Raw genomic sequence first — 22149 nt, forward strand, 5'->3', positions numbered from 1 at the left:
CACCACCTGAATACCAGGAGAACCATGTCCACCTCACTGGCCCGTCGGGCCTCCATTTTCGGTGTCGTCCTCGGCCTCGCCGCGCTGACCGCGTGTGCGAAGGACGAGCCCGCCGCGAAGGACGACAGCACCGGCCCGGTGTCGGTGAAGGCGTCCGACTCGGGCTGCGACCTGAGCCGCCGCGACGTGAAGTCCGGGACCAGCACGTTCTCGGTGACGAACGGCGGCAGCAAGGTCACCGAGTTCTACGTGTACGCCGACGGCGACCGGGTGATGGGTGAGGTCGAGAACATCGGACCGGGTCTGAAGCGGGACCTGATCGTCGAACTGCCGACCGGTAAGTACCAGGCGGTCTGCAAGCCGGGCATGGTCGGCGACGGGATCCGCGGCGACCTCACTGTCACCGGCGACACGCCCGCGCAGGCGGACTCCGACACCGCGCTGAAGCAGGCCACCGAGGGCTACCAGCGGTACGTGAACTCGCAGGCGGTCGCGCTGGAGCAGAAGACCACCGAATTCGTGACCGCGGTGAAGGCCGGCGACGTCGCGAAGGCCAAGGCGCTGTATCCGGTGTCGCGGACGTACTGGGAGCGGATCGAGCCGGTCGCCGAGTCGTTCGGCAATCTCGACCCGAAGATCGACGCCCGCGTCAACGACGTCGAGCCGGGCACCGAGTGGACCGGGTACCACCGGATCGAGCAGGCGCTGTGGGTGTCCAACTCCACCAAGGGCATGGAGAAGTACGCCGACCTGCTGCTGACCGACGTGAAGACGGTGGTCGCGAAGGCGAAGGTCGTGAAGCTCACCCCGCTGCAGCTGGCGAACGGCGCCAAGGAACTGCTCGACGAGGTCGCGACCGGCAAGGTCACAGGTGAGGAAGACCGCTATTCGCACACCGACCTGTGGGACTTCGAGGCGAACGTCGAGGGCTCGCAGGCCGCGATCCAGGCGCTCCGCCCGGCCCTGCAGAAGCGGGACCCGGCGCTCGTCACCCAGCTGGACGCTCAGTTCAAGGCTGTCTTCGCGTCGCTGGACAAGTACCGCGACGGTGACGGCTTCAAGCCGTACACCGCGACGGAGGCCGAGAAGAAGGCGCTCGGCGCGGTGGTCGACGGGCTGGCCGAGCCGGTCAGCAAGGTCGCCGGGGTGCTCGCGAAGAAATGAGCGACCGCAAGGGAATCTCACGCCGCGGCCTCTTCGGTGCCGCAGGCGCGGCCGTCGCCACCGGAGTCGCCGGATACGCCGCTCACTCGGCGCTGTCCGGTGAGGAGTCGCATGCCGCGGACAACAACGGGCCGGTCGAGTTCCACGGCCCGCACCAGGCCGGGATCACCACGCCGGTCCAGGATCGGCTGCACTTCGCTGCCTTCGACGTGACCACGACGAAGCGGGACGACCTGATCGCGCTGCTGAAGGAGTGGACCGCCGCGGCGGCGCTGCTCACAGCCGGTCGCGACATCGGTCAGTACGGCGCGGTGAACGGGCCGGGTGAGGCGCCGCCGGAGGACACCGGCGAGGCGGTCGGCCTGCCGCCGGCGCGGCTGACGATCACTGTCGGATTCGGGCCGTCGTTGTTCGACAAGCGGTTCGGGCTCGCGGGCAGGCGTCCCAAGGCGCTTGTGGACCTGCCGCACTTCATCGGCGACGACCTCGACCCGGCGCGGTCCGGCGGCGACATCGCCGTACAGGCGTGTTCCGATGACCCGCAGGTCGCCGTACACGCGATCCGGAATCTGGCGCGAATCGGGTTCGGACGGGTCGCCGTACGGTACTCGCAGCTCGGATTCGGCCGTACGTCGTCGACGTCGCGGGCGCAGGCGACGCCGCGTAACCTGTTCGGGTTCAAGGACGGGACGAACAACCTCAAGCTCGAGGAAGCCGACAAGCTCGAGCAGCAGCTGTGGGTGCAGCCCGAGGACGGCCCGGACTGGATGGTCGGCGGCGCGTACCTTGTGTCGCGGCGGATCCGGATGAACATCGAGATCTGGGACCGTACGTCGCTCGGCGAGCAGGAGACGATCATCGGCCGCGGGAAGGGCACCGGCGCCCCGCTGGGCAAGGCGGACGAGTTCGACGCGATCGACTTCACCGCGAAGAACTCCGACGGGCAGCCGAAGGTGCCGATGGACTCGCATGTGCGGCTCGCGCACCCGCAGTTCAACAACGGCGCCGAGCTGCTACGCCGGGGCTACAACTTCGTCGACGGCTCGGACGGCCTCGGCCGCCTCGACGCGGGCCTGTTCTTCCTCGCCTACCAACGCGACCCGCGCAAACAGTTCATCCCCATCCAGAACCAACTGGCCAAGAACGACACGATGAACGAATACATCCACCACGTGGGCTCTGGCATCTTCGCCTGCCCCGCCGGCGTAACCCCCGGCTCCTACTGGGGCGAAAAGCTCTTCTCCTGAGCCGCGCGGACCGCCAGCACTCATCAATTGCGTCGGACGACCGGCCGCCACGCTCAGCCAGTGCTCCGTCAGCCAATTGATGAGTGCTGCAGGTCCGCTACTTCACCGCTCCTGCGGTTACTCCCGCGACGAAGTGTCGTTGGGCCAGGAGGAAGCCGATGACGACGGGGACGCTGACGACCAGGGCGGCGGCCATGATCTGGTTCCAGTAGATGTTGGTCTGGGTCGAGTACTGGCGGAGACCGACCGACAACGTGCGGTTCGCCTCCGTCGTCATCACCGACGCGAACAGGACCTCGCCCCACGCGGTCATGAACGAGTAGATCGCGACCGCGATCACGCCGGGTCGCGCCGCGGGCAGTACGACCCGCCACAGCGCGCCCATCGGACCGCAGCCGTCCACGAGCGCCGCCTCGTCCAGCTCGCGCGGGATGCTGTCGAAGTACCCGGCCAGCATCCAGATCGAGAACGGCAGGCTGAACGTCAGGTACGTGATGATCAGCCCGAGCCGCGTCCCGACCAACTGCAGCCCGAACTCGTTGTTGATGTTCACGAAGATCAGGAACAACGGCAGCAGGAACAGCACACCCGGGAACATCTGCGTCGACAGGACCGTCGTCGTGAACACGGTCCGCCCGCGGAACTTGAAGCGCGACACCGCGAACGCGGCCAGGATCGCGATCGCCACCGAGAACACCGTCGCCGCCACCGACACGATCGTCGAGTTCACGAAGTACTTCGCCAGCGGCACCGTCTTCCACATGTCGACGAACGGTGCCAGCGTCAGGTTCGACGGCCACCAGGTGAACGCGCCCTGCACGTCCTTCAGAGGCTTGAGCGACGACGTGACCATCACGTACAGCGGCACCAGGACGAACAACCCGAGCACTGTGAGGGTGACACCGCGGTAGATCTTGAAACCCCTGGTCTCACGCACGACGCGACCTCCTTCCGGTGACGAGCAGATAGGCGCCGGTGACGATCATCAGGAAGATCAGCAGCAGCACGGACATCGCCGCACCGGTGCCGAAGTTCCAGGTCAGGAACGACGCGTTGTAGATGTGGAACGTGATCAGGTCACCGGCCGGCGGCTGGGCCGTACCGAACAGCACGTACGGCGTGTTGAAGTCGCTGAACGTCCACAGGAACAGCACGAGGACGAGCACCAGGTTCACCGGCCGCAGCGAGGGGAGCGTGATGTTGCGCCACTGCCGGATGTTGCCGGCCCCGTCCACCGACGCGGCCTCGTAGAGGTCCCGCGGGATGCTCTGCATGCCGGCCATCAACGTGAGGAACGCGAACGTCCACAGCTTCCAGCCGGCCACCGTGATCAGCGAGATCAGCGCATTGCTCCCGATCAGCCAGAACGGCTTCCCGTCGGTCAGGTGCAGCTGGTTCAGCACGTGGTTCACCGCGCCGGTGTCGCGCTGGAGCATGAAGTTCCAGGTCAGGATTCCGGCGTACGCCGGGAGCGCGTACGGCACCAGGAACAAGGTGCGGACGATGCCCCGGCCGCGGAACTCCGGCTGCAGGGCGACCGCGGCGGCCATCCCGAGCACCCACGAGAACGCGACCGTGACGAGCGAGAAGACGACCGTGACGCCGAAGGACTTCAGCAGCCCTTGGCCGACCGCGTTGTTGAAGTCGAGCGCGACCTTGTAGTTGCCGAGCCCGGCGCCGGGCGCGGAGGACCAGTTCGCGATGAAGAACTTGGTCAGTTTGACGAAGCTCATCCAGATCCCGACCAGCATCGGGATGATGTGGATGAACAGTTCCAGCAGCACTGCCGGCGCCAGCAGCGCGTACGGCAGCCACCGGTTCAGGCCGGGCCGGTGCTCGAGCCGGCTCCGCTTCGCCGGCGGGGCCGGTGCCGGAGCGGCGGTTTCGGTTGCGACGGACATCCGGGTGGTCGCCTCCTGTCTCTCGGATCGCAGTGGACACGTGCGTTGCGTCCGGAGCACCGGCGAGAGGTACCGCCGGTCCTCCGGACGCAAGCGCCGTACGTCAGCTGCTGGCGGCGACCTGGTCCTCGGCGGTCTTGAGGGCCGCCTTCACATCGTCGGCGGTCACCGTCCCGCCGGTCGCGATCTTGGCGAACATGGCGTTCATCGCCTTGCCGACAGTGCTCTCGAACTGGTCCTCGGCCGGCACCAGCGGCAGCGGCTTGGACTTGGTGTTGTAGACGTCCTGGAAGGTGGCCGCCTCGGCCGCGTCGGTGGTGAAGACCGGCTTGGCGTCCTTCAGCACCGGCAGCGAGGAGAACGGCTTGCCCAGCGTGCTCTGGGTGTTCGCGTCCGTCATGTACTTCACGAACTTCAGCGCCGCGTCCTTGTGCTTGGTGTTCTTGAACACCGACAGGTTGATACCCGCCACGTGGCTGGCCACCTGCTCGCCACCGGTCGGAGCCGGGAACGGTACGACGCCGTACTCGCCGGCCTTCATGCCGTTGGCAACGATCGAGGAGTCGGCGTTGTTCTGGTTGATGACCATCGCGACCTTCTTGGTGGCGAAGTCGTTCACCGACTTGGTGCCGTTGTCGTACTGCGCGTTCGACGGGTTCGCGACCTTGTCCTTCTGCATCAGGTCGAGGTACCGCAGCACGCCCTGCACGTTGCCGTCACCGGTGAAGGTCGGCTTGCCCTCGTTGTTGAACCAGTCGGCCTTGTTCTGCGCGGCGTTGATGAACGCGAAGTGCACGTTCTCGGTGTAGCTGCCGGCCGCGAGCGCCATACCCCACTGGTTCTTGGCCGGGTTGGTCAGCTTCTTGGCCGCGGCGACCATCTCTTCCCAGGTCTTCGGCGGCTGCAGGCCGGCCGCGGTGAACATCGCCTTGTTGTAGTACAGGCCGTAGGCCAGACCGTAGAGCGGGACCGAGGTCGGGTCGGTGCCCTCCTTGCCGCCGGTCGCCAGAGCCGTCGGCACGAACTTGTCCTTGCCCCCGATCGCGGTCATCGCGTCGCCGTCGAACGGCAGGAACGCGTCGGTGGCCTGCAGCGAGGCCGCCCAGGTGTTGCCGATGTTGACCACGTCCGGCGCCTGACCCGAGGTGATCGCGGTCTGGATCCGGGTCTGCAGGTCGTTCCAGCCGATCACCTCGAGGTTCACCTTGATCCCGGTCTCCTGGGTGAACTTCTGCAGGACCGGGGTCAGGACCTCCTTGTCGTTGTCGAGGCTGGTGCCCTGGTTGCTGGCCCAGTAGGTCAGCGTCTGGTCACCGGTGCTGCCGCCGGAGGAATCGTCCTTGTCGCCGCCACCACAGGCGGCGAGGCTGATTCCCATGGCGGTCGCCGCAACCGCGGCTACAAGCGAACGCAGTCTCACGTCGGACTCCCTCGTCCCGTCTCGAGCCCCCGCAGAGCTGCGGAGGCGGATCGGCCCCATACTGGCCTAACCGGTTAAGTTCCGTAACCCTAACCGGTTCAGTAGAGGCGTCTTCGTTACGACCTCGTGACCGGCCAATCTTCACCTCGCGCCCGGCAAGCGCAATCCAACACTCTCTGCGAGAGCCCGATTTCACACAGTCTTCAAACTGCGCCGAAGATTCAGGTGCGTGCGCGCCCGGACGACTCACGGTGACGGAGTTCGCCGGCCGGGGCCTCCTCGTGCAGCGTTCGGTCGCCGGTGACGATCCGGAGCAGCAGGTCGGCGGCGGCGCGGCCGCGTTCCATGGTCTTCTGGTCGACCGCGGTGATCCCGGGCCGCGCGAGTTCGCACAGCGGCGAGTCCTCCCAGGCGACGATCGAGACCTCACCGGGCACCGCCGTACCCAGATCCATCGCGACCCGGAGCGCCGCGACCGCCATCAGGTCGTTCCCGAGCACGATCGCGGTCGGCGGATTGGGGCCGGTCAGCAGCTGGCGGGTGAGTTCCGCGCCGTCGTCGTACCGGTAGCTGCCCTCGATGTGTTGCACCGTGATCCCGTGCCGCGCGGCGTGTTCCCGCAGCGTCTGCACCCGCAACCGCTCATGGATGAACGTGAACGGCCCGCTGATGTGGGCGACGTTCGTGTGCCCGAGCCCGACCAGGTGATCGAGCAGCAGCGTGACGGTCTCCTCCGACGAGCTGATCAGGCGCCCGACCGAGTCGTCCGGCGCGTTCGAGCTGACCACCACGCACGGCACCCCGAGCTCCTTGAGGACCGGGATCCGCGGGTCGTCGTCGTGCTCGTCGAACAGGATGAACCCGTCCACGCGCCCCTGTCGCGACCACCGCCGCAGTACGTCGAGGTCCTCGCCGTGCTCGCCTGTGAGCCGCAGCAGCAGCGACGAGTCGACCTCGTTCAGGTACTGCTCGATGCCGACCAGCGTGCGCATGTAGAACGCTTCGGTCGAGATCAGTGCGGGGTCCCTGGCGATCACGATCCCGATCGTCCGGGTGCGGCTCGCCGACAGCGCGACCGCGGCGGAGTTCGGGTGGAAGCCCAGCTCCTCGGCCAGGTCGAGCACCCGCTGGCGCGTTTCGTCGCTGACTCCGGCGCGGCCGTTCAGCGCGTACGAGACGGAGGCCTTGGAGATGTGCAGCCGGCGGGCGAGGTCGCTGATCGTGACGCGGTGGCTCCGGCGGGTGCTACCCGCCGTACCGTCACCGCCACCGTCACCGCTGTCGTCGCCGTCTGCCACGGGTCCGCTCGTCGTCATCGCCCGGCCGCCCCTCGCACAGACGGAAAAGTGTTCATGTCAGACGGGAGGTTAGCAGCGGCTTTTCGGGGCTGGTCTGGGTCCCGGGAATTGGATAGCGTTTTCCCATGCTGCCGAACGAGCCGTTGCGCCTGGATTTCCTGCCCTGGGAGTACGCCCGGAAGGCCTCCGGGGCCGAGCGTGACCGGCAGGCCGAACGACAGGCACGGCTCGGCGGGTCGGTCGAGCTCGCCCCGGACGTGTACGTCGCGGAGTCGGCCGCGGTGTACTGCGACGAGCTCCGGATGGGGGACCGCTCGTACATCGCCGCGCACGCCTACGTGACCGGGCGGATCGCGCTCGGCGCCGACTCGACGATCAACCCGTTCGCCGCGGTGCGCGGTGTGGTGACGATCGGCGACGGCGTCCGGATCGGCGCGCACACCTCGCTGCTCGCGTTCAACCACGGCACCGCACCCGGCGAGCCGATCTTCAAGCAGCCGCACACCGCTGTCGGCATCACGATCGGCGACGACGTCTGGATCGGCTCCAACGTGACGATCCTGGACGGCGTCACCGTCGGGCCGCACACCATCATCGGCGCCGGCGCCGTCGTCACCAAGGACATCCCGGCCAACTCGGTCGCGGCCGGCAACCCCGCCCGAATCCTCCGCTCGCGGACAGGAGCATCCATGTCAGGTGATCTACCGACCTTGCTCAAAGACTTTGCCGCGAAGGCTCGCGAGCAGACCGACGACGTACTCGCGCGCTGCTGGGACGGCTCCCGCTTCGTCGACCGTCCCGGGATCGACCGTGAACCCGAGATCCGCCCTTGGTGCGACGCGATCGAGATCGCGGACCTGCTGGTACGTCGGACGCCGGCCGGCCACACCCGTGACGACCTCGTCCGGCGGCTCCGTGCACGCCAGGATCCGGCCACCGGACTGGTATCACCCGGAGACCTGTCCGACGAGGGTCTCGGCAAGCCGTCGGACGCCGAACTCTCAGTCCTGGAAGGGCCCGCGAGCTACCACGTCCTGTGCGTCGGCTACGCCCTCCAGGTCCTCGGCAGCAGCTTCGAACACCCGATCACCACCGACTTCACCCTCGACGATCTCGACAACTTGCCCTGGGCAAGAAGAGCCTGGTCGGCCGGCTCCGGCATCGACGCACTCGGTACTGCGCTCGCCCGAAACCTCCATGACCACAAGGAATCCGGCGCGCTCGAACCGCTGATGGGATGGCTGCTCACGCGGGCAGATCCGGCCTCCGGGACCTGGGGTTCGCCGCATCCCGACGACGGACTGCTGCAGGTCGTGAACGGTTTCTACCGCCTCACTCGCGGCACCTACGCCCAGTTCGGGCTCCCGCTGCCGTACCCCGAGCAGGCCGTCGCCACGGTTCTTGCCCACAGCAACGACCGGCGGATGTTCACCGGCGACAACTACAACGCGTGCAACGTGCTCGACGTCATCCACCCGCTGTGGCTGGCGCGCAAGCAGACGACGTACGGCGAGCAGGAAGGCCGTCGCTGGGCCGAGGCGCAGCTACGTGCGATCCTCACCCGCTGGGTCGACGGCGCCGGCTTCGCCTTCGCCCCGGACGGCGCCGCCGACCGCGCCATCCCGGGCCTGCAAGGCACCGAGATGTGGCTGGCCATCATCTGGCTCCTCTCCGACTACCTCGGCCTGTCAGACGCCCTCGGCTACCACCCCCGCGGCGTCCACCGCCCGGAACCACTGGTCAGCCTCCGCTGAACCACCCGTCCCCACCGACCCCCACAGGACGCTCCTCAGGAACTTCCCCATACCCTGACTTCGTGGACCCCCGCACGCGCCGACTGGTGACCTCGCTCGTACTGGCCGCCCTGGTCGCCATCGTCGTGGTCGCCGCACTAGTCCGCTGACGCTAACGTGTGGCCCCATGAGTACCCCAGCCGCCGGTGAACGTTCGTCGTACCTGATGCGGGCGGGGCTGGTCCGGAACGTGCGGTCGGGGGAGCACCTGACCACGTTCGTGGTGTCCGGGGTCGCGACGGTGCTGATCACCCGGCTGATCCTCAGCCTGAGCGGATACCCGCAGATCGGCGGCAAAGGTCTGCACATCGCCCACGTGCTGCCCGGCGGGCTGCTGATGCTGGTGGCGATCTCCCTGCTCCTCGGGTACGTCGGTCCCGTGGTGCGGCCGGCCGCGGCGACGGTCGGCGGGATCGGGTTCGGGCTGTTCATCGACGAGGTGGGGAAGTTCGTCACCTCGGACAACAACTACTTCTACAAGCCGACAGCCGCGATCGTGTACGTCGTCTTCGTGCTGATCGTGCTCGGGTTCCGCTTCCTGACCACGCGGCGGCCGATCGACCCGCGGGAGGAGCTGGCGAACGTCATCGACCACACGGTCGAAGGGGTCGCGGGCGGCCTGTCCCGCCGGCGCCGTGCCGAGGCGGCGGAGCTACTGCGCGCTGTGCCCCCGCAGATCGAGGGCCGTCGGGAGACTGCCGAGCTGCTGGCCGCGTGTCCGCCGGACGAGGTCGAGCTGGCCGCTCCGGTGGACGCGGCCTGGCGGGCGCTGCAGCGCGGGTTCGAGCGGCTCGCCACCCACCCGATGGCGCCACCGATCGCTGTCGCCGCACTGGCGGTCCAGTTCGTCGCAGCGCTCGTCATCGCCGCTGTCCTGGGTGACGGCCTCAACCACCTTCCAGTACTCGGTGTGACGGCGGGGAGCTTGCTGTCGGCAACGTTCACGGTGCGTGGCGCCTTGGCGTTGCGGAGGCGCAACCGGGCCAGGGCGGTCCGGCTGTTCGAGCTGGCGGTGCTGGTGTCGTTGCTGATGACACAGGTCTTCCAGTTTGCCGCTACGCAGTTCGCGGCCGCCGGTGGGATGTTGCTGGACCTGGTGATGCTCGGTCTGCTGCGAGCGGAGCGAGAGCGGATGCGGCGCGAGCTGGACAACGCCGCGAAGGCTAAGACGTTCCGACTGCCACCCGATCTGGATCTGCCGCCGTTTCCGGAGGATCCGTCTGACCCTGTGTAGCTCTCCATTGCTCATGTCGGCCGATCAGCACCGGTGACATCGTCGCGATCAGGTAGATCGCTCCGCCCGCGAGCAGTGCAGGTGCCAGACCGATAGCGGCAACGGCCCCACCGGCCACAAGACCACCGAGGGGTACGCCGGTCCAGCAGACAGCGTTGGACAGTGAGTTGACCCGTCCGCGCAGGTGGCTGGGGATCCGTTCGAGCTGGATCGCGCCGAGCACAGGGTTGATGAAGCCGGCTCCGATGCCGCCGACGGCGTACACCGCCATCAGGGTCCAGATCGGCGCATCGGTGGCCATCGCGACGAAGCGCGGCGCTCCGGCGATCAGGAACGCGACCGTGAAGACGAGCTTGCGCGGGATGCGGTCGCCGATGGCCGAGGCCAGCAAGGCGAACAGCGTCGCCGTCACTCCGAACGACGTGAGGATCAGGCTGGTGTGGCCGGGACCGTAGCCGTGCTCCTTGATCCAGACGGGCAGTAAGACGGTGCCTGTCGCGGCGTCGAGCAGGTTGGTCACCGCGATCATGACGACCAGCGGCAGCAGGAGCTTGTCGGTACGCAGGAAGGTCCAGCCCTCGAGCAGCCGGCGGCTGTAGTTCTCCTCCTCCTTTGGCGCGGGCGTCGTGTGCTTGGGGATCCAGCGGGCGATCAGTACGGCGCAGATGCCGAACGAGACCGCGTCGATCCAGAGAGCGTTGACTGCTCCGACCAGGGTGATGAGGCCGCCGGCGAGCGCGAACGCGAAGAAGCCCGCCAGGCGTTCCGTCGTACTCTCCAGGCCTGTCACCCGCTCCAGAGGGACCCTGGCCACCCGGGCGATGTCCGGGATCAAGGTCGCCTTGGCGGCATCTCCTGGTCCACGGAGAGCGCCGGCGATCGCAACCAGCACCAGCAGGGTCGGGAAGTGCAGGAGGCGTAGCTCGTGCAGAAGAGGGATCAGTGCGACCACCGCCGTACTGAAGGTGTCTGCCACGACGCTGATCCGGCGTGCACCGACCTTGTCGATCAGCGGGCCGCCGACTGCCTTCACTACGACCAGCGGCGCCATCTCTGCCAGCGCTACCAAGCCGGTCTTGACCGGCGAGCCCGTAGTGATCAGGACGAACCACGGGATCGCGATCGCGCTGACCCGGGTCCCGCAGATCGACACCACGTTAGCCACCAGGAACGCCGCCAACGGCGCCCGATTGCCCTTGGGCTTGTCGCTCATTGTTCGCCTCACCCCTGTGCCGCTAGCGCGTCTCGCGTGGGAACGCCTGGATCTGGACGGTCACCTGCTCGGCGCCCTCCGGTAGCGGAGCCGTGAGGTCCGGCGTCTTGTACTTCTCCAGGACCGCTATGACCTCGCGCATCATCGCCTCCAGCTGGTCGGCCCGGAGGTGGAAGAAGTAGTCCGCGAGTGTGCTGGCGTCGCGCCAGTCGTCGGGCATCGTCTGCATCGCGTCGATGAAGCCGAAGATGTTCTCGGCGTACGTCTGGCCGACTCCGTGCAGGAAGCCCAGAGCCAGCTCCGGCTCCTGGTCCAGCAGCTCGGCCGCGTTGAACTCGGTGCCCTGGTGGGCGGACTTCCACCAGCGGTCGCGGGCGTTGCCGCGGCTGTCGTCCTCGATCACCAGGCCGGCGTCCGCGAGTTGGCGGAGGTGGTAGCTGGTCGCGCCGGTGTTCACACCCAGCCGTCCTGCCAGGGTCGTGGCGGTCTGCGCGCCGTAGACCCGGAGCAGGCCGAGGATCCGGTTCCGCATCGGGTGTGCCAGGGCGCGCACGAGATGGCGGTCTAGTTGGACCGTCCGTGCGGGCTCCACGCTCTGGTTCTCGTCGCTCATGACTCCGAGGATAGAACTGCAAAGACTCTTTGCAAAGTGATTTTGCAAAGATGGTGTGCGATTCGGTTGTCCACAGGTCGCGAATCGGTGCGTCGAGGGCTGGCGGGATCGCGGCATCTTCTCTGTCGACCACGCATCCACCGAGGAAATGGAGTGAACCAGCGATGATGCGCGTGATGCTCGAGGACGCCGACTACTGCGACGTGCCGGCCGACCTGATGACGTTCGACGACGGGGCAGTGGTGTTCTGGCGGGAGGGCGAGGAGGTCGGCCGCCACCGGCAGGCCCGGATCCGGTCGCTCGAGCCGATGAACCCGCGCTCGATGACCCACAAGATCAAGCGCGCCCGGAAGACCCATCCGAACGCGTTCCGCCAGTGGAGTCCGGAGGACGAGCAGACCCTGATCGAGATGTACAACGACAGCGCGACCCTGGAGCAACTTGTCGAGGCCCTGGGCCGCCAGGAAGGTGGCATCATCACCCGCCTCAGGGGGCTGGGACTACTCGCCGACGACCAGCAACTCCCATGAGCCGACCGGGGGTGACTGCGGCGGGTTCATGGGCTGCGACGGTGGGTGGACGAGACCCTTTTGTGATCGACCCGACGGGTCGGGGACAATGGCGCGGTGCAGCCAGAGGTGCGGTCGGACGAGTCGGCGCTGCCGGAGGAGTCCGGAGCGCGGGCGGTGGTCCGTGCTGCCCTGCTCGATCAGAGTGGTTTGGTGCGCGGTCTGGCCTCGGGCCGGCGCCGCGGCCTCGAGCCGCCGTCGTACCTGCGGGTGGAGCTGCGGTACGTCGATCTGAAGGGTCAGCGGCACCTGCAGATCACCGAGTTCGACGAGCGCCAGGCGCACACGCGCAATGTGGCGGGTGCGGACCTGGAGAAGGCGGTCGACGAGCTTCTCGACCTGCCGTACGGGTCGTGGCACGTCGAGACGACGAGCCAGACGCTGCGGCTGCGGTACACCAAGAAGGGCAAGGAGCTGCTGCACCGGCAGGAGGACCACCGGGAGCAGGAGACCGGTCACGACCGGGTGAAGCGCCGGGTGCTCGATCCGGCGGCGCCGTTCTTGATCGAGCTCGGGATCAGCGACCACCAGGGCCGGGTGAAGCCGTCCCGGCAGGCGAAGTACAAGCAGATCGAGGAGTTCTGCAAGCTGCTCGCGCCGGCGCTCGAGGACGCGGTTTCGGCCGGGCGGATCGCAGCCGGACGGCCGCTGCAGGTGGTCGACCTCGGCTGCGGGAACGCGTACCTCACGCTCGCGGCGTACCACCTGCTCACCGCGGCCGGTCACGATGTCCGGATGACCGGTATCGACCACAACCCGGCGGCGCGGAAGCGGAACACGCGGGTGGTCGAGGCGCTCGGCTGGCAGGAGCACCTGCGGTTCCTGGATGCGACCATCGAGGGCGCGGAGCTGGACGTGCGGCCGGACGTCGTCCTGGCGCTGCACGCCTGCGACACCGCGACCGACGACGCGCTCGCGCGAGCCGTCGGCTGGGAGGCTTCACTGGTTCTCGCGGCTCCATGTTGTCATCACGACATCCAAAAGCAGCTGAAGAGCGTCACACCACCGGCGCCTTATGCGCTGATGACGAGGTATGGCATCGTTCGTGAGCGGTTCGCCGACGTCCTGACGGACTCCCTGCGGGCAGCGGTGCTCCGACAGGTCGGTTACCGGGTGGAGGTCGTGCAGTTCGTGGATAGTCAGCACACGCCGCGCAATCTGTTGCTCCGCGCTGCCCGGACCGGTGCCAAGCCGACCGCGGACCTGCAGGCCGAGTACCGGTCGATGGTCACCGAATGGCAGGTGACGCCGCGGCTGGCCCAGCTGCTCCTCCCGCCGGCTGAGCAGACGCCGGCCGCCGAGGTGGTGTCGTGAAACAGGTCCGGACCGCGCTCGCTCTGCTCGGGGCGACGCTGTGCACGCTGGCGGGTGTGGCGCTGCCCGCGTTGACGGCTGCAGCGGGTTCGGCGGGTTCGGCGGGTTCGGCGGGTTCGGCGGGTTCGGGCGCGGGGCCGACGGCGCCGGCGCCGAAGAAGCTGTTCACGATCCGGGACGATCGGATCCAGGAGTCGTCCGGGCTGGCGAAGAGTGTCAAGCACCCAGGGACCTACTGGACCGTGAACGACTCCGGCGACACCGGGCGGGTGTTCGCGCTCGACGCCGACGGCAAGGTGGAAGCAGTCCTGCGGTTCGGTGCGAAGGTCACCGACGTCGAAGCGCTCGGGGTGGACCGGGACGGCACGATCTACGTCGCGGACATCGGCGACAACAAGGAGAACCGGGACCAGATCGAGATCTACACGATCCCGGAGCCGGAAAAGCTCGAGGACCAGTCGAACGTCAAGTACCACCGGTACGACTTCAAGTACCCGGACGGTGCGCACGACGCCGAAACCCTGCTGATCGAGCCGGGGACCAGCCAGCTCTACATCGTGACGAAGGCGCTCAAGGGCACCGGCGCGATCTACGCGGCTCCGCCCGCACCGTCCCGCGAGGGCACCAACGACCTGTCCAAGCTCGCGGCGGCGCCGTCCGGGGTGATCACCGACGGGACGTTCCTGCCGGACGGTCAACGGGTGGTGCTGCGCACGTACGCCGATGTGACGACCGTGGCCTGGGGTGAGACCCCCAACGCCATCGCCCGCGGTGCCGCACCCCTCGGCCAGGGAGAGACCGTCGCCGTCGGTCCCACCGACGGGACCGTCCTGGTCGGCAGCGAGGGCGCGAACTCGGCCGTCTACCAGGTCCAGGTGCCCGCCAAGGCGGCCGGCTCCACGCCCCCTTCGGCCAGTGCCACTCCCAAGCCCGCAACCAGCGCCGACAGCAACAACTCCGACTCCGGCAAGAGTCACAACCTCCGCTGGATCATCATCGGCGCCGCCCTGTTCGCCCTCATCATCACCGTCGTCACCTTCCCCCCGGGCCGCCGCGAACGCCTGGACCGCCAGGCCGAGAACGCCCGCCTGACAGGCCAATCCCCACCCACCCCCCGCCGCCGCCAACACTCCTGACCCCGACCGCCCCGGCCCGCACCTGCCGCGGCTACATCTGCCACGGCGGTCCGATCCCGCCGGCGTCGGGCGGATCGCCACCACTCACCAACTGGCCGGCGCCGGTACACCTGACGCTCAGCGGCGGGCGTGAACCGCCCGACACACGCGGTTCGTGAGTGCTGGAGATCCGCTGGTAGTGGCCTCAGGCCAGTCCGCCTGCAGGTCACCAGTAGCGGGTTATGTCACCGATGGCCTCCTACTTCCCGCCACCGCACACATAACCCGCCAGCCTGCATGCCGCCCTCCGGTGGTGCGGTGCGTGCGGGTGGTGGGGGTGGGGGAAAGGGACAGCCGCCGGCCCGGGTGGGGTCGGCGGCTGTTGGGGGGTGCGGGTTACTTGAGGTTCTCGACTACGTAGTCGATGGACTGGGTCAGTTTTTCGACGTCGTCGGGGTTGACCGCGGGGAACATGGCAACGCGGAGCTGGTTGCGGCCGAGTTTGCGGTAGGGCTCGGTGTCGACGATGCCATTGGCGCGCAGGGTCTTGGCGACCGCGGTGGCGTCGATCGAGTCGTCGAGGTCGATGGTGCCGACGACGAGGGAGCGGGCGTCGGGGTCGGTGACGTACGGCGTGGCGTAGTCGGACTTCTCGGCCCACGTGTACAGGCGGGTGCTGGAGTCCGTCGTACGGGCGACGCTCCACTCCAGGCCGCCCTGGCTGTTGATCCAGTCGGTCTGCTCCGCCATCAGGAACAGGGTGGCGAGCGACGGCGTGTTGTACGTCTGGTTCTTGCTGGAGTTGTCGACCGCCGTCGCCAGGTCCAGGAACGCCGGGATCCACCGGCCGGAGGCGGCGATCTCCTCGACCCGCGCGAGCGCGGCCGGGCTCATCAGCGCGATCCACAGGCCGCCGTCGGAGGCGAAGCCCTTCTGCGGTGCGAAGTAGTAGACGTCGGCCTCGTTCAGGTCGACCGGCAGGCCGGCCGCGCCCGAGGTGGCGTCGATCGCGATCAGCGCGCCCTCGTCGGCGCCCTCGACCCGCTTGACCGGCGCCATCACGCCGGTGGAGGTCTCGTTGTGCGGCCACGCGTACAGGTCGACGCCGGCCTCCGCCACCGCGACCGGGCGGCTGCCGGGCTCGGCCTTCACGATCGACGGGTCGCCGAGGTGCGGTGCCAGCTGCGAGGCCTTCGCGAACTTCGAGGAGAACTCACCGAAGCTCAGGTGCTGGCTCTTCTCCCGGATCAGCCCGAACGTCGCGATGTCCCAGAACGCGGTCGAGCCGCCGTTGCCGAGCACCACCTGGTACCCGTCCGGCAGCTGGAAGAGCTCGGCGACGCCTTCCTGGACCCGCTTCACCAGGTTCTTCACCGGCGCCTGCCGGTGGGAGGTGCCGAGCAGCTTCGCGCCCTCGGTCGCCAGGGCGGCGACGGCTTCCGGACGGACCTTGGACGGCCCGGCCCCGAAGCGGCCGTCGGCGGGCTTGAGCTCTTCAGGAATCTTGATTTCGCTGGTCACCAGCGGTCCCCTTCGTCGTCTGCAGCAAGAAGGCCGACGACGCTGTCAGCGCGCTCCATCTTCGCACATCCCACCCGACCCACCACCCGGGGTCCACTTTGTGCACCGGATCCGTACGCCGAGCGTCCCGCCGTACGGATCCGGTGCCCGAAGACGCGCGGAGGGGCTACTCGTGTTTGCGGGTGGTGCGTTCGGTGCCGGTGAGGAGGGCTACCGGCCCGTCGGGGGTTTCGGTCCACTCGCCGCAGGCCCCGCCGCCTTCGGCGACCTCGAGGGTGAGCTCGGTCCCGTCCATCCGCAGCGCCGGGTGGTAGTACTGTGCGACCCGCTCCGCCTCGCCCTGGATGTAGTGACCGATGAGCGCCCGCCGGAAGCGATCGGTCGTGATGTTCGGGTTGCTGCCGTGGACCAGGGCGCCGTGGAAGAACAGCACGTCACCCGGCTCCATCTCCACGGGTACGGCGGCGCCCGTGGACGGGAGCGGGACCGTGACGTCGGTGAAGCTGACCGTGGTGTCGGCCTTCTCCGTGCACAGGATCGGCCAGCGGTGCGACCCGGGGACGACTTCGAGACACCCGTTCGCCTCGTCGACCCGGTCGAGCGCCATCCACGCCGCGACGCAGGTCCCCGGATCGGCCTTCAGGTAGAAGTTGTCCTGGTGCAGCGCCTGCCCGCGGGAGCCCGGCGGTTTGAAGTAGAGCATCGTCTGCACCGCGTACGGCGACCTGCCGAGCAGCGCGGTCATCACCTGGTCGATGCGCGGGTCGATCATCCACTGCAGCGACACGTCGTCCCACCGGTGCATCTGCGCCATCCGCGGGTACCGCTTGAGCGGGTCCCGGTCGGTCGACGTGTGCCCCGCGAAGTCGTGCGCCTGCGGCCCGCGGCGGCGTACGTCCATGTAGTGGTCCCGCAGCCGCTCGGCCTCGTCCGTGGAGAACAACCCCCGCACCAACGTGTACCCGGTGCGCTCGAACTCTTCCTGATGTACGTCGACAACGTTGGATGAAACGCTCATGCACAGCTCCCGCGAATCTGCCCTAGTCTTCCGTTGAACCCCATTTTCCTGCGTCTCCACCGCACGGGACCACGGACGATTCACGCGAGGACTTGAACTTTTGTTGCACCGACTGTGGCTCGAGCGGATGTCCGCCCCGACCTTCTGGCGCTGCGAACCCAGCTGGTCCTGGACGTCGCGCCCGCTGCGGGACCATCTGCTCTGGTGCGTCGTCGACGGTCGGGGCGCCCTCGAACTCGACGGAAACCGCCAGGAGCTTCGCCCCGGCGTCTGCGCGGTCTTCCAACCCGGTGACGCCCCACGAGCCACTCACGACCCGCACCGAAGGCTCCTGGTCTTCGGCATGCACTTCGAGACCACCACGACCGCCGCACCTGATCCGCGCTGGGGTGAGGTGCTCGACCGCGAGCTGCTCGGCGTCCTCGCGCGGACCAGCGACGCGTCGTACCGCCGTGGTGACGCCCTCGGCCGGCATCAGGCCGAACTGTGCCTCGAGCAACTGGTCGCGCTGATCTGGGACGCCGTCCACCACCCGGGCCGCAGCGTCACCGACACCGCGGTCGACGACATCGCCAGGCAGCTCCGGCAGGACCCGGGCCGGGACTGGACCGTCGCGGAGATGGCGCGCCGCGCGTCGCTCAGCAGGGCCCAGTTCACCCGCCGGTTCGTCGCGCAGTTCGGGATGTCACCCGCGCAGTACCTGATCCAGGCGCGGATCGACCGCGCACACCAGCTGCTCACCGAGAGCGGCATGACCGTCACCGAAACGGCCGCCGCCCTCGGCTACACCGACGTCCCGTACTTCAGCCGCCAGTACAAACAACGAACCGGCCGCACCCCCAGCCAAGACCGTGAGGGCCTGGCTTCCAACCCCACGCCTACTGCGCGGCACTCGGCACCTGCTCGCTACGGCGTGGGGTCGGAAGCCAGGCCCTAAGCCCAGTTGGGGTTCCAGCCCTCGATCGCGTCGGCGGGGCGGGAGGCCGGGCCGGAGTAGATCGCCGAGGGGCGGATCAGGCGGCCGGTGCGTTTCTGCTCGAGGACGTGGGCGCTCCAGCCGGCGGTTCGCGCGCAGGTGAACATCGAGGTGAACATCGGCGGCGGCACCTCCGCGAAGTCGAGGACGATCGCGGCCCAGAACTCCACGTTCGTCTCCAGCACCCGGTCCGGACGCCGCTCCCGTAGCTCGGCCAGCGCGGCCTGCTCCAGCGCCTCGGCCACCTCGTACCGCGGGGCGGCGAGTTCACGCGCCGTACGGCGAAGCACGCGGGCGCGCGGGTCCTCGGCCCGGTAGACGCGGTGCCCGAAGCCCATCAGCCGGTCGCCCGCGTCCAGCAGACCCTTCACGTACGAACGGGCGTCACCGCTGCGCTCGACGCCCTCGATCATCGTCAGCACCCGCGCCGGCGCCCCGCCGTGCAGCGGCCCGGACATCGCGCCGACCGCACCGGACAGCGCGGCGGCGACATCCGCCCCGGTCGATGCGATCACCCGCGCGGTGAACGTCGACGCGTTCATGCCGTGCTCGGCCGCGGACGTCCAGTACGCGTCGACCGCCCGCACGTGCTTCGGGTCCGGCTCGCCACGCCAGCGGATCATGAACCGCTCGGTGATCGTGGTCGCCTTGTCCACCTCGCGTTGCGGCACCATCGGCTGCCCGGTCCCGCGCGCCGCCTGCGCGACGTACGACAGCGCCATCACGGCGGCCCGGGACAGATCCTCACGCGCCTGCACGTCGTCGATGTCGTACAGCGGCCGCAGACCCCAGGCGGGTGCCAGCATCGCCAGCGCGGACTGTACGTCGACGCGCACGTCGCCGGTGTGCACTGGCAGCGGGAACGGCTCGGCGGGCGGCAGTCCCGGCGTGAACGCACCGTCGACGAGCAGGCCCCAGACGTTCTCGAACGGCACCCGGCCGACCAGGTCCTCGATGTCCACGCCGCGGTACCGGAGCGCCGAACCTTCCTTGTCCGGCTCGGCGATCTGCGTATCGAACGCGACCACACCCTCCAGCCCGTGCTGCACCTCGGTCCTCGGATCAGACATGCGACTCCCTCGTCCTCGTGTCAGGACGCAGGCCCACCAGGAAGAGCCCGCGCCTGGGCGCTCAGGCAGCATAGTTCTCCGCGCCGACGCGCGGGCAGTTTTGTGACCGGTTCGGAGGTTCGGGCGGTGGACCGTACGGAGGTCTAGTCTCGGTTCATGACAAAGCCCCTCCCTGCCCTCGGGCTCGTGATCGGCGTCATCGCCACCTACGTCGCGGTGGGTGCCTCGTCCTACGCGACCACCCGGCTGACGCAGCGCCTGCAACTGTTCCGCGACGACCTGGGCGGGTCGCTGCCCTGGCTCGCGCTGCTGGTCGTGATCGCCGTCGTGCTCGGCCTGCTGATGATGGCTCCGGCCATCGGCGCAGGGGTGACGACCGGGTCGGGGCTGCTGCTGACGGCGGTCGGTCTGGCCGCGATGCTGCTGCCCGTGCGGCAGACGATCGACCTGATGAAGCTCTTCGAGTTCCCGGGCTCGCGGTACGGCGCGTCGTACCTGCTGTTCGACGGGTCCGTCATCCTCTTCGGCATACCGCTGCTGCTGGTCGGCATCCGGCGCTGGACGCAGGAGTCCAAGCTGGCCAAGCTCCCGACGCCCCCTGGACTGGCGCAGGGCAGCAGCGGCTACCAGTCCACGTACCCGCAGCAAACGCAGCAGTGGGGCGGTTACCCCGGCCAGCAGCCGTACCAGCCACCGCAGCCATACCGCCAGCCACAGGACCAGCCCCAGAACCAGCCCCCGCAGTACCCGGGCCAACAGCAGTAACTTTCCCAGCGGAGCCTGCATCAGGCTCTGCATGGAAACGCTGATCGCCTACACGGTCGCGCACGACAGCGCCGCGCGGGCCGCGGCCGGTCGTGCGCGCGTGGAGGCGTACTACGGCGATCTCTGGAAGCACGAGGCCAAACACCAGGGGTACGACGGACTCACGGTGGGACTGCACATGTGGGATCGTCACGACGGCACGTGTCTCTGGCCGTTCTGGCACGACACCGCTGACGTCCGTGTGGCCAGCGTGCACGCCCCGCTCGGCTATCAGCGCGTGATCGGCGACATCAAGCCGTGTGACGCCCCGGCCCAGCTGGCCAAGGCAGTACGGCGTACTCCGGCCAGCTTCCTCGAACTGGCGCCACCGTTCACGCTGGCGGTCCTGGACCCGAGTGAGGAACGCCTGGACCTGTTCACCGACTCGATCGGTGTCGGACGGCTGTTCCAGCTGCGACTGCCCGACGGGTGGGTCTGGAGCAATCGGCCCGCTGCTGCCTTGCTCTTCGCGGGCGTTCCCGCTGTTGCAGCAGCGCGTGGCTGGAGTTTCGCCGCGGCCTGCGGTTGGTTCATGGACGACAGCACGCCGTACGACGGTGTGCTGGCTGTTCCCGGTGCGACGCATATCGTTGCCGATGGCTACCGTCGGCAGCGGACCGTCAGCCGGATCGAGATGACCAGTGTGTGGTCGACGGATGATGCGGACACAGCAGAGGAGACCGCTGCCGCACTGCAGGACGTGGCGCGATCGGTCGACAGCCTCTGGCCGGGGCAGGCGACGGTCGACCTGAGTGGCGGCCGAGACTCGCGTGTGGTCGCGGGCGCGTTTCTGTCTACAGGTGTGGATGTGAAGCTCAACAGCTACGACGCGGTCCCTGGTGAGCTGGAGGTCGCGGAGTCACTGGTGCAGCTGCTGGAGCAGCCAGTCGAACACGTGGTGAGTCGGAAGGCCCCAGGTAGGCCGGTCGCTGCCAAACCCATCGCCAAGCCGCAACCGCTGGAAATGGTCAACCGAGCGCTCCGCTGGCACCGGTACGCCGAGGGCTTGCGCCCGGCCAGCTACCTCTTCCACACGCCACCCGCAACGCTTGCGGGCGTTGCCCATCTAGCGATCGGCGGCGCCGGCGGTGAGGTGGCGCACGGCCACTTCTACCCACGCGACGTGCTGCAACTCGACGCACTGCCGCTGCCGAGCAAGCTGAATGCCTTCAGCAACCACCTCCAGGGCCGTCTGGTCGCGGCAGCAGGACCCGCGCGCGAAGCCCGTGCGGTCGTCGCCGAGCAGGTCGAGCGCGTACTGCGGACCGCGGTCCACGGTGGCATCGAGAACGCGACGATGCTCGACTACTTCTACGTCGTCGAACGCCTCCGCCGCTGGGGTACGACGGGGGAGCGCACCGGCGTCGTCTCGCCCCTTCTGATCCCCTCGTTCGTGCGGTCGGCGTTCGCGCTCGATCCCGCGCAACGCGTCGACAACGCGCTACACCGCGAGCTCGTCCGGCGGCTGGTGCCCGCGTGGGCCGACGTACCGTTCTTCAAACCCAGCCCGACGGTCAGCACGCGCAGAAGCCCGGCGAAGGTCCGTTGCCTTGCTGATGCCGCCGACCGTGACCTGATCGAGCAGCTCCTCAAGGACGTTGACGGCTTCGAGTCCCTCGACACGTTGTGGGCTGCCTCGGTGGCCGGCGCCAGCTCGGCTGCGGGTGAAGCCACGCTTCGTCAGGCGCTCTGGCGAGCCACGTTCGATCAGCACCTCGACGAAGTCAACCGCCACCTGCCGAGCGCGCCGGCCACCAAGGCTGCACTACAACAAGCTCCTAAGCAGCCTGTGCCGCGCCGCAGCCCACTGGTCCGCAAGATCGCGCGCACCAAGTTGTGGCGGGCCTATCGACGGAGCAGCTTCGGACGTAAGTAGGCT

General features: G+C 68.4%; 19 protein-coding genes. 10 read left to right on the forward strand and 9 right to left on the reverse strand.

Annotated elements, in window-relative coordinates; translation table 11 throughout:
• Positions 1-24 precede the first annotated feature (24 nt).
• Together efeO and efeB are read left to right on the forward strand one after the other, a co-directional pair.
• Positions 25-1164, forward strand: coding sequence for an iron uptake system protein EfeO (efeO, locus tag EV651_RS04865; RefSeq protein WP_133782468.1), 1140 nt, complete (start codon positions 25-27; stop codon positions 1162-1164).
• A complete protein-coding gene (gene efeB / locus EV651_RS04870) occupies positions 1161-2411 on the forward strand; it encodes an iron uptake transporter deferrochelatase/peroxidase subunit (RefSeq protein WP_133782470.1) in 1251 nt (416 codons plus the stop codon). The genes efeO and efeB overlap by 4 nt, the downstream gene beginning before the upstream one ends.
• A gap of 97 nt (positions 2412-2508) precedes the next feature.
• Here efeB and EV651_RS04875 read toward each other — a convergent pair whose 3' ends face one another.
• The 4 genes from EV651_RS04875 to EV651_RS04890 all read right to left on the reverse strand — a co-directional run bounded on the left by EV651_RS04875 (position 2509) and on the right by EV651_RS04890 (position 7030).
• Positions 2509-3348, reverse strand: coding sequence for a carbohydrate ABC transporter permease (locus EV651_RS04875; protein ID WP_133782472.1), 840 nt, complete (start codon positions 3346-3348; stop codon positions 2509-2511).
• The gene (locus tag EV651_RS04880) at positions 3341-4312 is read right to left on the reverse strand and encodes a carbohydrate ABC transporter permease (protein WP_133782474.1); all 972 of its coding nucleotides are present in this window, start codon (positions 4310-4312) and stop codon (positions 3341-3343) included. Before EV651_RS04880 ends, EV651_RS04875 begins: the two co-directional genes overlap by 8 nt.
• Positions 4313-4415: 103 nt before the next feature.
• Complete coding sequence (locus EV651_RS04885; protein WP_133782476.1) at positions 4416-5732, reverse strand: ABC transporter substrate-binding protein; 1317 nt, start codon at positions 5730-5732, stop codon at positions 4416-4418.
• Positions 5733-5953: 221 nt separating this feature from the next.
• On the reverse strand, positions 5954-7030 hold the full coding sequence (locus EV651_RS04890; RefSeq protein WP_238156666.1) for a LacI family DNA-binding transcriptional regulator: 1077 nt from the start codon (positions 7028-7030) through the stop codon (positions 5954-5956).
• 125 nt (positions 7031-7155) lie between these two features.
• Here EV651_RS04890 and EV651_RS04895 point away from each other — a divergent pair, with 125 nt between their 5' ends.
• Positions 7156-8784 carry an acyltransferase gene (locus tag EV651_RS04895; protein ID WP_133782480.1) on the forward strand — a complete coding sequence of 543 codons (1629 nt, stop codon included), beginning with the start codon at positions 7156-7158 and terminating at the stop codon, positions 8782-8784.
• A 166-nt stretch (positions 8785-8950) separates the two neighbouring features.
• Positions 8951-10057, forward strand: a complete 1107-nt coding sequence (locus EV651_RS04900) for a hypothetical protein (RefSeq protein WP_238156667.1) — start codon at positions 8951-8953, stop codon at positions 10055-10057.
• Here EV651_RS04900 and EV651_RS04905 read toward each other — a convergent pair.
• Positions 9987-11270 (reverse strand): MFS transporter, encoded by a 1284-nt coding sequence (locus EV651_RS04905; RefSeq protein WP_133782482.1) that lies wholly within the window; start codon positions 11268-11270, stop codon positions 9987-9989. The two genes, EV651_RS04900 and EV651_RS04905, sit on opposite strands and share 71 nt — an antisense overlap.
• A 22-nt stretch (positions 11271-11292) precedes the next feature.
• Positions 11293-11883 (reverse strand): helix-turn-helix transcriptional regulator, encoded by a 591-nt coding sequence (locus EV651_RS04910; RefSeq protein ID WP_133782484.1) that lies wholly within the window; start codon positions 11881-11883, stop codon positions 11293-11295.
• A gap of 164 nt (positions 11884-12047) precedes the next feature.
• Here EV651_RS04910 and EV651_RS04915 point away from each other — a divergent pair, with 164 nt between their 5' ends.
• The 3 genes from EV651_RS04915 to EV651_RS04925 all read left to right on the forward strand — a co-directional run bounded on the left by EV651_RS04915 (position 12048) and on the right by EV651_RS04925 (position 14902).
• Positions 12048-12413, forward strand: coding sequence for a hypothetical protein (locus EV651_RS04915; protein WP_133782486.1), 366 nt, complete (start codon positions 12048-12050; stop codon positions 12411-12413).
• Positions 12414-12509: 96 nt separating this feature from the next.
• Positions 12510-13766: an SAM-dependent methyltransferase gene (locus EV651_RS04920; RefSeq protein ID WP_238156668.1), complete on the forward strand. Its 1257-nt coding sequence runs from the start codon at positions 12510-12512 to the stop codon at positions 13764-13766.
• Positions 13763-14902, forward strand: a complete 1140-nt coding sequence (locus tag EV651_RS04925; protein ID WP_133782488.1) for a hypothetical protein — start codon at positions 13763-13765, stop codon at positions 14900-14902. Before EV651_RS04920 ends, EV651_RS04925 begins: the two co-directional genes overlap by 4 nt.
• Positions 14903-15277: 375 nt before the next feature.
• On the opposite strand, the gene serC is transcribed toward EV651_RS04925, so the two are convergent.
• Both serC and EV651_RS04935 read right to left on the reverse strand, forming a co-directional pair.
• Positions 15278-16402 (reverse strand): phosphoserine transaminase, encoded by a 1125-nt coding sequence (serC, locus tag EV651_RS04930; RefSeq protein ID WP_133782490.1) that lies wholly within the window; start codon positions 16400-16402, stop codon positions 15278-15280.
• Positions 16403-16568: 166 nt separating this feature from the next.
• Positions 16569-17420, reverse strand: coding sequence for a phytanoyl-CoA dioxygenase family protein (locus EV651_RS04935; RefSeq protein WP_133782492.1), 852 nt, complete (start codon positions 17418-17420; stop codon positions 16569-16571).
• 127 nt (positions 17421-17547) lie between these two features.
• Between EV651_RS04935 and EV651_RS04940 the strand changes: the two genes are divergently transcribed.
• A complete protein-coding gene (locus EV651_RS04940; RefSeq protein WP_133782494.1) occupies positions 17548-18357 on the forward strand; it encodes an AraC family transcriptional regulator in 810 nt (269 codons plus the stop codon).
• On the opposite strand, the gene EV651_RS04945 is transcribed toward EV651_RS04940, so the two are convergent.
• Positions 18354-19466 (reverse strand): citrate synthase 2, encoded by a 1113-nt coding sequence (locus EV651_RS04945; RefSeq protein WP_133782496.1) that lies wholly within the window; start codon positions 19464-19466, stop codon positions 18354-18356. The two genes, EV651_RS04940 and EV651_RS04945, sit on opposite strands and share 4 nt — an antisense overlap.
• A gap of 156 nt (positions 19467-19622) precedes the next feature.
• Between EV651_RS04945 and EV651_RS04950 the strand changes: the two genes are divergently transcribed.
• Positions 19623-20231 (forward strand): hypothetical protein, encoded by a 609-nt coding sequence (locus EV651_RS04950; RefSeq protein ID WP_133782498.1) that lies wholly within the window; start codon positions 19623-19625, stop codon positions 20229-20231.
• Positions 20232-20262: 31 nt separating this feature from the next.
• Complete coding sequence (locus EV651_RS04955) at positions 20263-22146, forward strand: hypothetical protein (RefSeq protein ID WP_133782500.1); 1884 nt, start codon at positions 20263-20265, stop codon at positions 22144-22146.
• Positions 22147-22149: the final 3 nt, after the last annotated feature.

Origin of the sequence: Kribbella sp. VKM Ac-2571 (assembly GCF_004362255.1) — a bacterium.
Classification (GTDB): domain Bacteria; phylum Actinomycetota; class Actinomycetes; order Propionibacteriales; family Kribbellaceae; genus Kribbella; species Kribbella pratensis.

Excerpts from the sequence above, each read along its gene's own strand:
- EV651_RS04945 (WP_133782496.1), bottom strand. The coding sequence starts at position 19,466 with ATGTCTGATCCGAGGACCGAGGTGCAGCACGGGCTGGAGGGTGTGGTC.
- EV651_RS04895 (WP_133782480.1), top strand. The coding sequence starts at position 7,156 with ATGCTGCCGAACGAGCCGTTGCGCCTGGATTTCCTGCCCTGGGAGTAC.
- efeO (WP_133782468.1), top strand. The coding sequence starts at position 25 with ATGTCCACCTCACTGGCCCGTCGGGCCTCCATTTTCGGTGTCGTCCTC.
- EV651_RS04955 (WP_133782500.1), top strand. The coding sequence starts at position 20,263 with ATGGAAACGCTGATCGCCTACACGGTCGCGCACGACAGCGCCGCGCGG.
- EV651_RS04940 (WP_133782494.1), top strand. The coding sequence starts at position 17,548 with ATGTCCGCCCCGACCTTCTGGCGCTGCGAACCCAGCTGGTCCTGGACG.
- efeB (WP_133782470.1), top strand. The coding sequence starts at position 1,161 with ATGAGCGACCGCAAGGGAATCTCACGCCGCGGCCTCTTCGGTGCCGCA.
- EV651_RS04900 (WP_238156667.1), top strand. The coding sequence starts at position 8,951 with ATGAGTACCCCAGCCGCCGGTGAACGTTCGTCGTACCTGATGCGGGCG.
- EV651_RS04935 (WP_133782492.1), bottom strand. The coding sequence starts at position 17,420 with ATGAGCGTTTCATCCAACGTTGTCGACGTACATCAGGAAGAGTTCGAG.
- EV651_RS04880 (WP_133782474.1), bottom strand. The coding sequence starts at position 4,312 with ATGTCCGTCGCAACCGAAACCGCCGCTCCGGCACCGGCCCCGCCGGCG.
- EV651_RS04910 (WP_133782484.1), bottom strand. The coding sequence starts at position 11,883 with ATGAGCGACGAGAACCAGAGCGTGGAGCCCGCACGGACGGTCCAACTA.
- EV651_RS04950 (WP_133782498.1), top strand. The coding sequence starts at position 19,623 with ATGACAAAGCCCCTCCCTGCCCTCGGGCTCGTGATCGGCGTCATCGCC.
- EV651_RS04915 (WP_133782486.1), top strand. The coding sequence starts at position 12,048 with ATGATGCGCGTGATGCTCGAGGACGCCGACTACTGCGACGTGCCGGCC.
- EV651_RS04905 (WP_133782482.1), bottom strand. The coding sequence starts at position 11,270 with ATGAGCGACAAGCCCAAGGGCAATCGGGCGCCGTTGGCGGCGTTCCTG.